The organism is Micromonospora sp. WMMD987, assembly GCF_029581435.1.
Lineage (GTDB): Bacteria > Actinomycetota > Actinomycetes > Mycobacteriales > Micromonosporaceae > Micromonospora > Micromonospora rifamycinica.
Genome location: NZ_CP120861.1, coordinates 5,794,387 through 5,807,898, shown reverse-complemented (window position 1 = coordinate 5,807,898; position 13,512 = coordinate 5,794,387). Strand labels below are relative to the sequence as shown.

Genomic DNA, 13,512 nt, shown 5'->3' with positions numbered 1-13,512 from the left:
CTTCGCTGTGGAGAACGCGAAGCGCATCTCGTGGGGGCCGGACCCGGCGTGGCCCGGCACCGGTCCGGCGTCCGTCGATCGGGCCGGCGGCTGCCGGGCGTACCGGCGTGGCTGAGTCCGGGGTGCGCGCAGCCGTGGCGGCCGACGACCGGGGCTGGCGGCTGCGCCACCTGCCGGTGCTGCTGGTCGCCTCGGCGGTGCTGGGCGCGGTCGCGGCGCTGGTCGGCGCGGTGACCGGCGGTGGTGCGGCGGCGGCCGGCGCGGCGGCGGGGGTGGCGGTGACGGTGCTCAGCTACACCCTGAGCACCGTGGTGCTGGCCTGGGCCGACGCGATCAACCCGCAGTTGGTGCTTCCGCTCGGGCTGGGCCTGTACGCCGTGAAGTTCACCGTCCTGGGTGTGGTGATGGTGGCGGTGGCGTCGACCGGGTGGGACGGGCTGGTTCCGCTCTGTGTCGGCATCGCCGCCGGGGTGGTGGTCTGGACCGGGGTGCACATCTGGTGGCTGACCAGGGTGTTTTCCCGCCGACCCGGGAGCTGACCGTCTCAATTGGTGGACACCCGCACGACTGTGGGCGTGCGGTCATTCTCTCACTGGCGGAAGGGGAGTACCGTGCCCCCAGACGAAGGAGCCCGCCCGACGCCCACACAACGACGGTTGTGCGGGGGGTGAGGCACAGCCTCGTCTCTCCGGCTGATATCGTTCGCCCCGTCATGGCTGACGACCGAAACCCCCCATCCACCGGCGGTCCGGGCGACGTTCCGACCGGCGCCGGTCAGGGTTGGACCGCGCTCTCGTACCTCATCGGGGGCATGCTCGTCTGGGGTTTCATCGGCTGGCTGGTCGACCGGTGGCTCGACTCCGGCGGCATCGCCACCGGGATCGGTGTCGTGCTCGGCATGGCCGGGGGGATCATCCTGGTCGTCCGCCGGCTCGGCACGCCTACATAGGAAGGGACGCGGTGTTCGGACAGGCGAACGTCCTGGCAGCGGGCCAGGCGGCATTCCCACCCAGCGTGGAGGACTTCTACCTGCCCAGCATCCTGCCCTGGGGTGCGCACGACTCGTACTGGTTCACCAAGATCACGGCGATGGTGTGGGTCGCCGTCGGCATCCTGATCATCTTCTTCCTGGCGACCTACCGGAAGCCGCAGCTGGTCCCGACCAAGAAGCAGTGGCTCGCCGAGTCCATCTACGGCTTCGTGCGCAACAACATCGCGGTCGACATGCTCGGGCACCGGGGGGTGCGGTTCGCGCCGTACTTCACCACGCTGTTCTGCTTCGTGCTGCTGACCAACTTCTTCGCGATCGTGCCGTTCTTCCAGATCTCGCCGAACTCGCACATCGCCTTCCCGGCGATCCTCGCGGTGATCAGCTACGTGCTGTTCAACTACATCGGCATCCGGCACCACGGCTTCGTGAAGTACTTCAAGAACTCTCTGGTTCCGCCGGCGCCGTGGTTCATCCTGCCGCTGCTGATCCCGATCGAGCTCTTCTCGACCTTCATCGTCCGGCCGTTCTCGCTGGCCGTGCGTCTGTTCGCCAACATGTTCGCCGGGCACATGCTGCTGCTGGTCTTCACCCTCGGCGGCTTCGCGATGCTCAGCGCCAACGCCTGGCTGGCACCGGTCTCGGTGCTGTCCTGGGTGATGACCATCGCGCTCACCTTCCTCGAGTTCCTGGTCATCTGCCTGCAGGCCTACGTCTTCACCGTCCTCACCGCAAGCTACGTGCAGGGCGCGCTCGCCGACGAGCACTGATCCACCGGGCGGGGGTTCGCCAGCGAACGCCGGTCCACGGGCGGGGGCTCGCGAGCGAGCACTGGTCCACCGCATCAACCCGTTGTCGTCCCGCGTGAGAGTCACGCGAGATACCCAGGAGGAACCACACCCATGGACGCTAGCGTTCTCGCCGAGGTCACCGGCAGCACCGCCGCCATCGGCTACGGCCTCGCCGCCATCGGCCCGGGCATCGGCGTCGGCCTGGTCTTCGCCGCCTACATCCAGTCGACCGCCCGCCAGCCGGAGTCGTCCCGGATGACCCTGCCGTACGTCTGGATCGGCTTCGCCGTCATCGAGGCGCTCGCGCTGCTGGGCATCGCCTTCGGCTTCATCTGGGCCGGCTGACCCAGTCCCGCAGACCAGGAGGTCATCCATGTACTTCCTCGCCGCTGAGGGTGGTGAGTCGACGCACAACCCGATCCTTCCGATCTGGCAGGAGATCGTGGTCGGCAGCGTCGCCTTCGCCGTGCTCTGCTTCGTACTGATGAAGTTCGTCTTCCCGCGCATGGAGCAGACGTTCCAGGCCCGGGTCGACGCGATCGAGGGCGGCATCAAACGTGCCGAGGCCGCCCAGGCCGAGGCCAACCAGCTCCTCGAGCAGTACCGCGCGCAGCTCGCCGAGGCGCGTACCGACGCCGCCAAGATCCGGGACGACGCCCGGGCCGACGCGGAGGGCATCCGGCAGGACATCCTCGGCAAGGCGCGGGAAGAGTCCGACCGGATCATCGCGGCCGGCAAGGAGCAGCTCGCCGCGGAGCGGGCCACCATCGTGCGTGAGCTGCGCACCGAGGTCGGCACGATCGCGGTCGACCTGGCCAGCAAGATCGTCGGCGAGTCGCTGGCCGACGAGGCCCGCCGCAAGGGCACCGTCGACCGGTTCCTGAGCAACCTCGAGAGCACGGGGGCCCGCTGATGCAGGCGGCCAGCCGGGAATCGTACGCGGTCGCGGCCGAGCGCCTCGACGCGTACGTCCGCGGTGCGGAGCCGTCGGCGGTGGCCACCACCGCCGACGACATCCTCTCCGTCGCCGCGCTGCTGCGGGGCGAGCCGCGGCTGCGCCGGGCGCTGTCCGACCCGGCCCGCAGCGGTGCCGACCGTGCGGCGCTGCTCGACGGCATCCTGGCCGGCAAGATCGGCACGGATGCGCTCGGCCTGCTGTCCGGCCTGGTCGCCGGCCGTTGGTCGACGCCGTCGGAGCTGCTCGACGGCACCGAGCGGATCGGCGTGGAGGCGCTGCTGGCCAGCGCCGACTCCGCCGGTGACCTCGGTGAGGTCGAGGACGAGCTGTTCCGCTTCGGTCAGGTGGTCGCCGGTCAGTCCGCGCTCTCCGCGGCGCTGGCCGACCCGGTCGCCCCGGCCGGGCAGCGGGCCGCCCTGGCCCGGGAACTGCTCGCCGGCAAGGCCCGGCCGGTCACCGTCCGCCTCGTCGAGGTGGCCCTCGGCGGGTTCGGGGGACGCTCCTTCACCGGGGCGCTCACCCGGCTGGTCGAGCTGGCCGCCGACCGGCGGGACCGCCAGGTCGCGTACGTGACCGTGGCGGCCCCGTTGAGTGAGGCCGACGAGCAGCGGCTCGGTGCCCGGCTTTCCGCGATGTACGGTCGAGAGGTTTCCGTCAAGCAGACGGTCGACCCGGAGGTGCTCGGTGGGGTGAGCGTGCGGGTCGGTTCCGACCTGTACGACGGCACCGTCCTGCGCCGCCTCAACGAGACCCGCAACGCGCTCGTGAAGCGCTGACCAGCGGCCTCACCGCCCTTTGATCGACGCCATTCGGACCGGTCGGTACTAGGTATCCCGGGCCCCTGATACTTAAGGAAGCAGAGGATGGCCGAGCTGACCATCTCGACGGAGGAGATCCGCGGCGCGCTGGAGCGCTACGTCTCCTCCTACTCGACCGACGTCTCCCGCGAGGAGGTCGGCACCGTCGCCGACACCGGTGACGGCATCGCCCACGTCGAGGGCCTGCCCTCGACCATGACCAACGAACTCCTGGAGTTCGAGGACGGCACGCTCGGCGTGGCGTTGAACCTCGACGTCCGGGAGATCGGTGTCGTCGTTCTCGGTGACTCCGCCAAGCTGGAGGAGGGGCAGCGCGTCAAGCGCACCGGCCGGGTGCTCTCCGTGCCGGTCGGCGACGCCTTCCTCGGCCGCGTGGTCAACGCGCTCGGCCAGCCGATCGACGGCCTCGGCGACATCGCCGACGAGGGCTACCGCGAGCTGGAGCTCCAGGCCCCCAACGTGATGTCCCGGCAGTCCGTCGACGAGCCGCTGCAGACCGGCATCAAGGCGATCGACGCGATGACCCCGATCGGTCGGGGCCAGCGGCAGCTGATCATCGGCGACCGGAAGACCGGCAAGACCACCGTCGCGCTGGACACCATCCTCAACCAGCGGGACAACTGGCGCTCCGGCGACCCGAAGAAGCAGGTCCGCTGCATCTACGTCGCCATCGGCCAGAAGGCCTCCACGATCGCCTCGATCAAGGGCATCCTGGAGGACGCGGGCGCGCTGGAGTACACCACCATCGTGGCCTCCCCGGCGTCCGACCCGGCCGGCTTCAAGTACCTCGCCCCCTACACCGGCTCGTCCATCGGGCAGCACTGGATGTACGGCGGCAAGCACGTCCTGATCGTCTTCGACGACCTGAGCAAGCAGGCCGAGGCGTACCGGGCCGTGTCGCTGCTGCTGCGCCGCCCGCCGGGCCGTGAGGCGTACCCGGGTGACGTCTTCTACCTGCACTCCCGCCTGCTGGAGCGCTGCGCGAAGCTCTCCGACGAGCTGGGCGGCGGCTCGATGACCGGCCTGCCGATCATCGAGACGAAGGCCAACGACATCTCGGCCTTCATCCCGACCAACGTCATCTCCATCACCGACGGCCAGATCTTCCTGGAGTCCGACCTGTTCAACCAGGGCGTCCGGCCGGCCATCAACGTCGGTACCTCGGTCTCCCGGGTCGGCGGCGCCGCCCAGATGAAGCCGATGAAGAAGGTCTCCGGCTCGCTGCGGCTCAACCTGGCCCAGTTCCGTGAGCTGGAGGCGTTCGCCGCCTTCGCCTCCGACCTGGACAAGGCCTCGCAGGCCCAGCTGAACCGGGGTTCCCGGCTGGTCGAGCTGCTCAAGCAGCCGAACTACTCGCCGTACCCGGTGCAGGAGCAGGTCGTCTCGGTCTGGGCCGGCGTCGAGGGCAAGCTGGACGACGTCCCGGTCGGCGAGATCCGTCGCTTCGAGTCGGAGTTCCTCCAGTACCTGCGGCACAAGCACGAGGGTGTGCTGGCCACGATCGCAGACGGCAAGTGGGGCGACGACATCGCGTCCTCGCTCGACTCGGCCATCACCGAGTTCAAGCAGGTCTTCCTGGGCAAGGCCGACGAGCGTCGGGTCAACGACGCGCCGGCCAAGCCGCTGGAGGGCGAGGCCGACCGCGAGACGGTCACCCGCTACGCCGGCGGCGACGCCGAGAAGCAGTAGGGCTGACTCATGGCGGCCCAGGTACGCGTTCTTCGTCAACGGATCCGTTCGGCGAAGGGGATGAAGAAGATCACCAAGGCGATGGAGCTCGTGGCGACGAGCCGCATCGCCAAGGCCCAGGCCCGGGTGACGGCGTCCCTGCCGTACGCCCAGGCGATCACCGGCGTGCTCACCGCGCTGGCCTCGAACGCCCGGATCGACCACCCGCTGCTCACCCCGCGCGAGCAGGTGCGGCGGGCGGGCGTCCTGCTGGTCACCTCGGACCGGGGCCTCGCCGGTGGGTACAGCTCCAACGCGATCAGGACCGCCGAGTCGCTGATCGCCCGGCTCACCGCCGACGGCAAGGAGCCGGTGCTCTACGTCATCGGGCGCAAGGGCCTGACGTTCTACCGGTTCCGTAACCGGAAGATCGCGGCGAACTGGACCGGCTTCTCGGAGCAGCCCACCTTCGCCGACGCCCGTGAGGTCGGCGAGACGCTGATCGCGGCGTTCACCGCCGGGGCGGACGACACCGACGGTGACGCCGGGCCGGACGGCGTGCTCGGCATCGACGAGTTGCACATCGTCTACACCGAGTTCCACAGCCTGATGACCCAGAACCCGGTCACGAAGATCATCGGACCGATGCAGGTCGAGGACCGGCCGCGCTCCGAGGGGCTGCTGCCGGCGTACGAGTTCGAGCCGGAGGCGGAGTCGCTGCTCGACGCGCTGTTGCCGAAGTACATCAACACGCGGATCTACGCGGCGTTGCTGGAGTCGGCGGCGAGCGAGTCGGCGGCCCGGCGGCGGGCGATGAAGAGCGCCACCGACAACGCCGAAGAGATGATCGAGAAGTACACGCGTGAGATGAACTCGGCCCGGCAGGCCGGGATCACCCAGGAGATCAGTGAGATCGTCGGCGGCGCGAACGCGCTGGCCGCGTCGGGAAGTGAAGTGTGATGACTGTATCCGCAGTTGCCGGGGGACCGGCAGAGACCAGGACGGCCACCGGTCGCGTGGTCCGGGTCATCGGCCCGGTCGTCGACGCCGAGTTCCCGCGCGACGCCATGCCGACCCTGTTCAACGCCCTGAACGTCGAGGTGAAGCTCTCCGGCGGTGAGAAGACGCTGACCCTGGAGGTCGCCCAGCACCTGGGTGACAACCTGATCCGGGCCATCTCCATGCAGCCGACCGACGGTCTGGTCCGGGGCGCCGAGGTGATCGACACCGGCTCGCCGATCACCGTTCCGGTGGGCGACGCGGTCAAGGGCCACGTCTTCAACGCCATCGGCGAGTGCCTCAACCTCACCGAGGGCGAGACGCTCGACGCGGACGACCGGTGGGGCATCCACCGCAAGGCCCCGGCCTTCGCGGACCTGGAGCCGAAGACCGAGATGCTGGAGACCGGCATCAAGGTCATCGACCTGCTCGCCCCGTACGTCAAGGGCGGCAAGATCGGCCTGTTCGGCGGCGCGGGCGTGGGCAAGACGGTGCTCATCCAGGAGATGATCACCCGGGTGGCCCGGAACTTCGGTGGTACCTCGGTCTTCGCCGGGGTGGGTGAGCGTACCCGTGAGGGCAACGACCTCATCGCCGAGATGACCGAGTCCGGCGTCATCGACAAGACCGCGCTGGTCTACGGCCAGATGGACGAGCCGCCGGGCACCCGGCTGCGGGTGGCGCTGTCCGCGCTGACCATGGCCGAGTACTTCCGGGACGTCAAGAAGCAGGAGGTGCTGCTCTTCATCGACAACATCTTCCGCTTCACCCAGGCCGGTTCCGAGGTCTCCACCCTGCTCGGCCGGATGCCGAGTGCGGTGGGCTACCAGCCGACCCTGGCCGACGAGATGGGCGAACTCCAGGAGCGGATCACCTCCGTCCGGGGCCAGGCCATCACCTCGCTCCAGGCGATCTACGTGCCCGCCGACGACTACACCGACCCGGCGCCGGCCACCACCTTCGCCCACCTGGACGCGACCACCAACCTGGAGCGGTCGATCTCCGACAAGGGCATCTACCCGGCCGTGGACCCGCTGGCGTCCTCGTCCCGGATCCTCGCCCCGGAGTTCGTCGGCGAGGAGCACTTCACGGTGGCCACCGAGGTCAAGCGGATCCTCCAGCGCTACAAGGACCTCCAGGACATCATCGCCATCCTCGGTATCGAGGAGCTCTCGGAGGAGGACAAGCTCACCGTCGGCCGGGCCCGCCGGATCGAGCGCTTCCTCTCCCAGAACACCTACGCCGCCGAGCAGTTCACCGGTGTGCCGGGCTCGACGGTCGCGATCGCCGAGACCATCGAGGCGTTCAAGAAGATCAGCGAGGGCGAGTACGACCACTTCCCCGAGCAGGCCTTCTTCATGTGCGGTGGTCTGGAGGACCTGGAGCGCAAGGCGAAGGAGCTGATGTCGGAGGGCTGAGTCCCCCGACAGCTGAGTTCCTCGGACAGTAGTTCCGCGAGGGCCATCCCGGGTCGACCGGGGTGGCCCTCGGCCATTCCTGCCTGGTGGGGGCCGGTATCCGGTTGCCGGGCGAGCGGTCGCCGTGGGGGAGGGGTACCGTTTCGAGAACGACTCTCGGATCCGGGTGTCGGTGTGGTGCAACTTTTCGACCGGGTACGCCCGTCTCCTCTTCGTGGGCGTGACGAATCCTCGTGACGAGTCCCCGTGCGCGACGAATGGAGCTGCTGGTGGGCAAGGCCGGCAAGGGCGGCAGGGACGGTAAGGTCGGCGGGGTCGGCAAGGGCGGCACGGTTGGCAACGCCGGCGAGGTCGGTAGGACCGGCAAGACCGGCAGGCGGTCGATCTGGTCCGGGGTGCCGCGCTGGGCCCGCGTCTGCACCGTCTTCGGGGTCGTGCTGATGCTGCTCAGTGGTGCGGTCCTGGTCGGCTACGAGACGCTGCTGTCCCGCTACGAGGGCTCGGTGGGCAAGGCCGACCTGTTCGGCGACAAGGCGGCCGGGGCGCAGGAGCGCAAGAGCAACGTCAAGGGTCCGCTGAACATCCTGCTGGTGGGGATCGACCCACGGGACGCGAAGACCCCGCCGCTGGCCGACTCGATCATGGTGATGCACGTGCCGGCGTCGCTGGACCGGGCGTACATCTTCTCCGTTCCGCGCGACCTCTACGTCGAGATCCCCCGGTTCGACAAGGCCGGCTACCGGGGCGGCTCCGGCAAGATCAACGGTGCGATGTCGCACGGCAGCATCGTCGAGGGCAGGAACCCCAGTGCGGCGCAGGGCTTCGAGCTGCTCGCCAAGACCGTGCAGAAGGCGACCGGGATCGACCGGTTCGACGCCGGTGCGATCATCAACTTCACCGGCTTCCAGAAGATCGTCGACGCGATGGGCGGCGTCGATATGTACGTCGAGCGGGAGGTCAGGTCCGAGCACCGCGAGCCGAACGGCAAGCACCGCAAGGGCAACCCGTACGGCGAGGGCTACATCGGGCCGCAGGCCGTCTACAAGAAGGGCAACCAGCACCTCAGCGGTTGGCAGGCGCTAGACTACGTGCGGCAGCGCTACCCCAAGAACGGCGTCCCGGACGGCGACTACGGCCGGCAGCGCCACCAGCAGCAGTTCATCAAGGCGATGGTCGGCCAGGCGTTCAGCGCCGACGTGGTGACCAACCCGATCAAGCTGGACCGGGTGATCCGGGCCGCCGGCCAGTCGCTGACCTTCAACGGTCGGGGCAACAGCGTGGTCGACTTCGCGATCGCGCTCAAGGGCATCCGTTCGGAGAACGTCAAGCTGATCAAGCTGCCGGGGGAGGGGATCGGCACCGGGTCCGGTTACCGGGGCGAACGTCTGCTGCCCGTCGCCGACGACTTCTTCACCGCCCTCGGCAAGGAACAGTTGGACGCTTTCCTGCTGGAACACCCGGAGTTGCGCAACAAGGCCAAGTGACTCCCGCCCGGCGCGGACGCCACCCCCGGTGCAGCGACACGCCGGGGGGTGGCGTATGTCTCGGTACCCGCGTTGGGGTGGTCACCGCGGTCCGACTAGACTTTCGACAATCCGTCGCCGCAGCAAGGAGACAGCGTGGCACAGCAGCTTCACGTCGACCTCGTAGCCGTCGAGGAGAAGGTCTGGTCCGGCGAGGCCGAGATGGTCGTCGCCCGCACGACCGAGGGTGAGCTGGGTGTGCTGCCGGGGCACGCGCCCCTGCTCGGCCAGCTCGCCGAGCCCAGCCAGGTCCGGATCAAGCAGGCCGGCGGCCAGCAGGTCGCCTACGACATCACCGGCGGGTTCCTGTCGGTCGGCGCGGAGAGCGTGACAGTGCTCGCCGAGAGTGCCACCCCGGCCACTCCGGCCCGCTGAGTAATCCCGCCGATGGAGATCGTCGAAGGGATCGGAATCGGCATCGCGGTGATCCTGGTCGCGGTCCTGATCCTCTTCGTCCGGCGGGCACTGGTGACCCGTAGCGGGGGCATCATCCGGCTGAGCGTCCGGGTGACCACCGTCCTGGACGGCCGGGGCTGGTCACCGGGGTTCGCGCGGTTCGTCGGCGACCAGCTCCGCTGGTACCGCATGTTCAGCTTCGCCCTGCGGCCCAAGCGGGTGCTCTCCCGCAAGGAGCTGGTGGTGGAACGGCGGCGTCTCCCCGAGGGGCAGGAACGGCTCTCCATGCCGTCCGACTGGGTGATCCTCCGCTGTACCAGTCAACACGCACCGGTCGAGATCGCCATGGCGCGGTCCACGGTGACCGGTTTCTCCTCCTGGCTCGAGGCCGCCCCACCCGGGGCGGCCTCGCCGCGTATGGCCTCCCAGGACTGGCCGGCGGCCTGACCCGCCCGGTCGCGGTCACGGTGCGGCGACGTCAGCCACCAGCTCGACCTCGTAGCCCTGCCGGTCGGTGAGGTAGGCGGCGTAGCTGTCCGGGCCACCGGCGTGCGGGTGGCGGTCGGCGAACAGCAGCGCCCAGCCGTGGGCGGCGGCGTCAGTCACCAGCCGGTCCACCGTGTGCGGCGGACCGGCGTGGAAGGCCAGGTGGTTGAGGCCCGGGGCGAGCCGGTCGTGGGTCCGCCCGGTCAGGGCTGGGGACTCCTCGACGACCAGGTACGTCGGGCCGTGCCGCCAGGAGCGGCCGGCCGGCCAGTCCTGGTACGGGGTCCAGCCCAGTTCGCCGAGCAGCCAGCCCCAGCTCCGTTTCGCGGCGGCCAGGTCGGGCACCCAGACCTCGACGTGGTGCAGCCCGCCCGTGCTCAGCGCCTGCCGCCCGGCACCCATAGCACATCGCCGCCCGGGTTGGCCGTTCTTGACAGGATGAACAGCAGGTCGGAGAGGCGGTTGAGATACTTTGCCGGAAGGGAGCTGGTGCGATCCGGATCGTGGGCGAGCAGTGCCCAGGCCGTCCGTTCGGCCCGCCGGGCGATCGTCCGTGCCACGTGCAGCAGCGCCGCACCCGCGGTGCCGCCGGGGAGGATGAAGGAGTCGAGCTTGCCCAGACGCCCGTTGAACTCGTCGCACCAGCCTTCGAGGCGTTCCACGTACTCCTCGGTGACCCGCAGCGGCGGGTACGCCGGTTCCGGCTCGACGGGGGTGGCCAGGTCGGCGCCGACGTCGAACAGGTCGTTCTGGATCGACTCCAGCACGGTCCGCAGCTCGTCGTCGAGCTGTCCCAGGGCGAGCGCCACGCCGAGCGCGGCGTTGCACTCGTCGACGTCCGCGTACGCGGCGATCCGCGGATCGGTCTTCGGCACCTGCTCGTTGTTGCTCAGCCTGGTCATGCCGGCGTCGCCGGCCTTGGTGTAGATGCGCGTGAGGTGGACAGCCATGACGCACAGCCTACGGATACCGGATCTGACGCTCCCGGTCCGGACGGTCCCGACCGGTTGGCCGGTGGGGACCGGCCCGGGTGACGCGGGTGACCCGGCGGTCGACGACGTCGACGTCATCCGGGTCGGCGGGAACGCCCGGCTGGCCGGCACGGTGCACGTCGTCGGGGCGAAGAACTCGGCGTTGAAGCTGATGGCGGCGGCGCTGCTGGCACCGGGGCGTACGGTGATCACGAACGTGCCGCGGATCACCGACATCGCCATCATGGGCGAGGTGCTGCGCCGGCTCGGCTGCGCGGTGCGCTTCGAGGCGGACGACCCGGTGGACCCGATGGTCGCCTACGGCGGGCAGGCCCGGTCCCGCTCGGTCGTCATCGACGTGCCCGAGCAGCCCGGCGCGGACGCCGACTACGACCTGGTCCGCCGGCTGCGGGCGTCGATCTGCGTGCTCGGCCCGCTGCTGGCCCGCCGGGGGTACGTGCGGGTGGCCCACCCGGGCGGTGACGCCATCGGCTCCCGGGGGCTGGACATGCACGTCGCCGGGCTGGCCCGGATGGGCGCGGACGTCTCCGGTGAGCACGGATTCGTCATCGCCGCCGCCCCGGACGGCCTGCGGGGTGCCGAGATCGTGCTGGACTTCCCGAGCGTGGGAGCGACCGAGAACCTGGTCATGGCGGCGGTGCTGGCCCGGGGCGTGACGACGATCGACAACGCGGCCCGGGAACCGGAGATCGTCGACCTGTGCACCATGCTCCAACGGATGGGTGCCCGGATCTCCGGCGGCGGCAGCTCCACCCTGCGTATCGTCGGGGTGCCCGCGCTGCGGCCGGTGCGGCACGCGACGGTGGGGGACCGGATCGTGGCCGGCACCTGGGCGTTCGCCGCGGCGATGACCCGGGGGGACGTGACGGTCACCGGGATCGATCCGGTCTGCCTGGAGGTCGCGCTGGACAAGCTGGTGTCGGCCGGCGCGCTGGTGGAGACCCGGGGGGACGCCTTCCGGATCCGCGCCGACGACCGGCCCGCCGCCGTCGACGTGGTGACCCTGCCGTACCCGGGGTTCGCCACCGACCTGCTGCCGATGGCGATCGGCCTGGCGGCGGTCAGTGACGGGGCCTCGCTGATCACCGAGAACATCTTCGACGGCCGGTTCATGTTCGCCAACGAGATGATGCGCCTCGGTGCGGACATCAAGACCGACGGCCACCATGCCGTGGTCCGGGGTCGGGACCGGCTCTCCGGGGCACCGGTGCGGGCCACCGACATCCGGGCCGGTGCCGGGCTGATCATCGCGGGGCTCTGCGCTGACGGGGTCACCGAGGTCTCCCACGTGCACCACGTGGACCGGGGCTACCCGGATTTCGTGGCCGATCTGCGGGCGCTCGGCGTGGAGGTGGAGCGCGGTACCGCCCCGGAAGCTCCCGAGCTGACCATCTGACCCGTGCCGGCTGCCCGTCCGGTCGCTGCGCTATGACGCCCCAGCCCGCCCCACCACGGTCCGCTGCCGGTCCGGTCGCCGCGCCGCGCCGCCCCCAGTCCGGCCGACCACGGTCCGCTGCCCGTCCGGTCGCCGCCCGCGACGGGTACCCCGGGGCTTAGCGGTCGTTCAGGCTCGCCGACTAGGGTGCTGGCAGACACTCAATCGCAGCGAGGGAGAAGCAGATGGCGGGTCGACTCGCGGTCGTCGGAGCAGGGCTGATGGGTTCCGGCATCGCCCAGGTGGCGGCGCAGGCGGGCTGGCAGGTGACCCTGCGGGACGTCGACGACGCGGCCACCGCCCGGGGCCTGGCCGGCATCCGGACGTCGCTGGCGAGGTTCGCCGAGAAGGGGAAGATCGACCCGTCCGACGTCGAGGCGACCCTCGGCCGGATCACCGCGACCACCGAGCTGGAAGCGGCGGCCGACGCGGACGTGGTGGTCGAGGCGGTCTTCGAGAAGATCGAGATCAAGCACGAGGTGTTCCGTGCGCTGGACAAGATCTGTCGGGCCGACGCGGTGCTGGCGACCAACACCTCGGCCATCCCGGTGACCCAGATCGCCGCGGTGACCGAGCGGCCGGAGGCGGTCGTCGGCACCCACTTCTTCTCCCCGGTGCCGATGATGAAGCTCTGCGAGCTGGTCCGCGGCTACAAGACCAGCGACGCGACCATCGCCACCGCGAAGGCGTTCGCGGAGGAGATCGGCAAGACGGTGGTGGTGGTCAACCGGGACATCGCCGGCTTCGTCACCACCCGGCTGATCTGCGCGTTGGCGATGGAGGCGGTGAAGCTGGTCGAGTCCGGGGTGATGTCGGCCGAGGACCTGGACACCGCCTGCAAGCTCGGCTTCGGTCACGCGATGGGTCCGCTGGCCACGATCGACCTGACCGGCGTGGACGTCCTGCTGAACGCGACGAAGAACATCTACACCGACACGGCCGACGAGAAGTTCTTCCCCCCGGAGCTGCTCCAACGGATGGCCACGGCCGGCGACCTGGGCCGCAAGACCGGCCAGGGCTTCTACTCCTACTGAGTCGCC

The 13,512-nt window shown here is 69.9% G+C and carries 16 protein-coding genes; 14 read left to right on the top strand and 2 right to left on the bottom strand.

Annotated features, from left to right (window positions below; genetic code table 11):
• The first annotated feature begins 122 nt into the window (after positions 1 to 122).
• The 12 genes from O7612_RS24565 to O7612_RS24510 all read left to right on the top strand — a co-directional run bounded on the left by O7612_RS24565 (position 123) and on the right by O7612_RS24510 (position 10,006).
• Entirely contained in the window at positions 123 to 539 is a 417-nt protein-coding gene (locus tag O7612_RS24565) for a hypothetical protein (protein WP_282267701.1), read from the top strand.
• Between the two features lie 173 nt (positions 540 to 712).
• The gene (locus O7612_RS24560; protein ID WP_282267699.1) at positions 713 to 949 is read left to right on the top strand and encodes an AtpZ/AtpI family protein; all 237 of its coding nucleotides are present in this window, start codon (positions 713 to 715) and stop codon (positions 947 to 949) included.
• Positions 950 to 960: 11 nt separating this feature from the next.
• On the top strand, positions 961 to 1,758 hold the full coding sequence (atpB, locus tag O7612_RS24555; RefSeq protein WP_282267697.1) for a F0F1 ATP synthase subunit A: 798 nt from the start codon (positions 961 to 963) through the stop codon (positions 1,756 to 1,758).
• A gap of 132 nt (positions 1,759 to 1,890) precedes the next feature.
• Positions 1,891 to 2,124, top strand: a complete 234-nt coding sequence (locus tag O7612_RS24550) for an ATP synthase subunit C (protein WP_067312849.1) — start codon at positions 1,891 to 1,893, stop codon at positions 2,122 to 2,124.
• A gap of 28 nt (positions 2,125 to 2,152) precedes the next feature.
• Complete coding sequence (locus tag O7612_RS24545; RefSeq protein WP_067312851.1) at positions 2,153 to 2,692, top strand: F0F1 ATP synthase subunit B; 540 nt, start codon at positions 2,153 to 2,155, stop codon at positions 2,690 to 2,692.
• Positions 2,692 to 3,513, top strand: coding sequence for a F0F1 ATP synthase subunit delta (locus O7612_RS24540; protein WP_282267694.1), 822 nt, complete (start codon positions 2,692 to 2,694; stop codon positions 3,511 to 3,513). Before O7612_RS24545 ends, O7612_RS24540 begins: the two co-directional genes overlap by 1 nt.
• 87 nt (positions 3,514 to 3,600) lie before the next feature.
• Entirely contained in the window at positions 3,601 to 5,244 is a 1,644-nt protein-coding gene (gene atpA / locus O7612_RS24535) for a F0F1 ATP synthase subunit alpha (protein WP_282267691.1), read from the top strand.
• A 9-nt stretch (positions 5,245 to 5,253) separates the two neighbouring features.
• Positions 5,254 to 6,183 carry a F0F1 ATP synthase subunit gamma gene (locus O7612_RS24530; RefSeq protein WP_282267689.1) on the top strand — a complete coding sequence of 310 codons (930 nt, stop codon included), beginning with the start codon at positions 5,254 to 5,256 and terminating at the stop codon, positions 6,181 to 6,183.
• The gene (gene atpD, locus O7612_RS24525) at positions 6,183 to 7,640 is read left to right on the top strand and encodes a F0F1 ATP synthase subunit beta (protein WP_282267688.1); all 1,458 of its coding nucleotides are present in this window, start codon (positions 6,183 to 6,185) and stop codon (positions 7,638 to 7,640) included. The genes O7612_RS24530 and atpD overlap by 1 nt, the downstream gene beginning before the upstream one ends.
• Positions 7,641 to 7,873: 233 nt before the next feature.
• Positions 7,874 to 9,124 carry an LCP family protein gene (locus O7612_RS24520; protein ID WP_282267687.1) on the top strand — a complete coding sequence of 417 codons (1,251 nt, stop codon included), beginning with the start codon at positions 7,874 to 7,876 and terminating at the stop codon, positions 9,122 to 9,124.
• 135 nt (positions 9,125 to 9,259) lie between these two features.
• On the top strand, positions 9,260 to 9,538 hold the full coding sequence (locus O7612_RS24515; RefSeq protein WP_067312863.1) for a F0F1 ATP synthase subunit epsilon: 279 nt from the start codon (positions 9,260 to 9,262) through the stop codon (positions 9,536 to 9,538).
• A 12-nt stretch (positions 9,539 to 9,550) separates the two neighbouring features.
• Positions 9,551 to 10,006 (top strand): DUF2550 domain-containing protein, encoded by a 456-nt coding sequence (locus tag O7612_RS24510; RefSeq protein ID WP_067312866.1) that lies wholly within the window; start codon positions 9,551 to 9,553, stop codon positions 10,004 to 10,006.
• A 15-nt stretch (positions 10,007 to 10,021) separates the two neighbouring features.
• On the opposite strand, the gene O7612_RS24505 is transcribed toward O7612_RS24510, so the two are convergent.
• A complete protein-coding gene (locus tag O7612_RS24505; RefSeq protein WP_282267684.1) occupies positions 10,022 to 10,447 on the bottom strand; it encodes a VOC family protein in 426 nt (141 codons plus the stop codon).
• Entirely contained in the window at positions 10,423 to 10,995 is a 573-nt protein-coding gene (locus O7612_RS24500) for a cob(I)yrinic acid a,c-diamide adenosyltransferase (protein ID WP_282267682.1), read from the bottom strand. Before O7612_RS24500 ends, O7612_RS24505 begins: the two co-directional genes overlap by 25 nt.
• Here O7612_RS24500 and murA point away from each other — a divergent pair.
• Positions 10,994 to 12,433, top strand: coding sequence for a UDP-N-acetylglucosamine 1-carboxyvinyltransferase (gene murA, locus O7612_RS24495; protein ID WP_282267680.1), 1,440 nt, complete (start codon positions 10,994 to 10,996; stop codon positions 12,431 to 12,433). The genes O7612_RS24500 and murA overlap by 2 nt on opposite strands.
• A 224-nt stretch (positions 12,434 to 12,657) precedes the next feature.
• A complete protein-coding gene (locus O7612_RS24490) occupies positions 12,658 to 13,506 on the top strand; it encodes a 3-hydroxyacyl-CoA dehydrogenase family protein (RefSeq protein WP_282267678.1) in 849 nt (282 codons plus the stop codon).
• The last annotated feature ends 6 nt before the right edge of the window (positions 13,507 to 13,512 follow it).

What these genes read in the sequence shown, in the direction of transcription:
- O7612_RS24560 (WP_282267699.1), top strand. Translation starts at nt 713, where the DNA reads ATGGCTGACGACCGAAACCCCCCATCCACCGGCGGTCCGGGCGACGTT.
- O7612_RS24550 (WP_067312849.1), top strand. Translation starts at nt 1,891, where the DNA reads ATGGACGCTAGCGTTCTCGCCGAGGTCACCGGCAGCACCGCCGCCATC.
- O7612_RS24545 (WP_067312851.1), top strand. Translation starts at nt 2,153, where the DNA reads ATGTACTTCCTCGCCGCTGAGGGTGGTGAGTCGACGCACAACCCGATC.
- O7612_RS24540 (WP_282267694.1), top strand. Translation starts at nt 2,692, where the DNA reads ATGCAGGCGGCCAGCCGGGAATCGTACGCGGTCGCGGCCGAGCGCCTC.
- atpA (WP_282267691.1), top strand. Translation starts at nt 3,601, where the DNA reads ATGGCCGAGCTGACCATCTCGACGGAGGAGATCCGCGGCGCGCTGGAG.
- O7612_RS24530 (WP_282267689.1), top strand. Translation starts at nt 5,254, where the DNA reads ATGGCGGCCCAGGTACGCGTTCTTCGTCAACGGATCCGTTCGGCGAAG.
- atpD (WP_282267688.1), top strand. Translation starts at nt 6,183, where the DNA reads ATGACTGTATCCGCAGTTGCCGGGGGACCGGCAGAGACCAGGACGGCC.
- O7612_RS24510 (WP_067312866.1), top strand. Translation starts at nt 9,551, where the DNA reads ATGGAGATCGTCGAAGGGATCGGAATCGGCATCGCGGTGATCCTGGTC.
- O7612_RS24505 (WP_282267684.1), bottom strand. Translation starts at nt 10,447, where the DNA reads ATGGGTGCCGGGCGGCAGGCGCTGAGCACGGGCGGGCTGCACCACGTC.
- murA (WP_282267680.1), top strand. Translation starts at nt 10,994, where the DNA reads ATGACGCACAGCCTACGGATACCGGATCTGACGCTCCCGGTCCGGACG.
- O7612_RS24500 (WP_282267682.1), bottom strand. Translation starts at nt 10,995, where the DNA reads ATGGCTGTCCACCTCACGCGCATCTACACCAAGGCCGGCGACGCCGGC.
- O7612_RS24490 (WP_282267678.1), top strand. Translation starts at nt 12,658, where the DNA reads ATGGCGGGTCGACTCGCGGTCGTCGGAGCAGGGCTGATGGGTTCCGGC.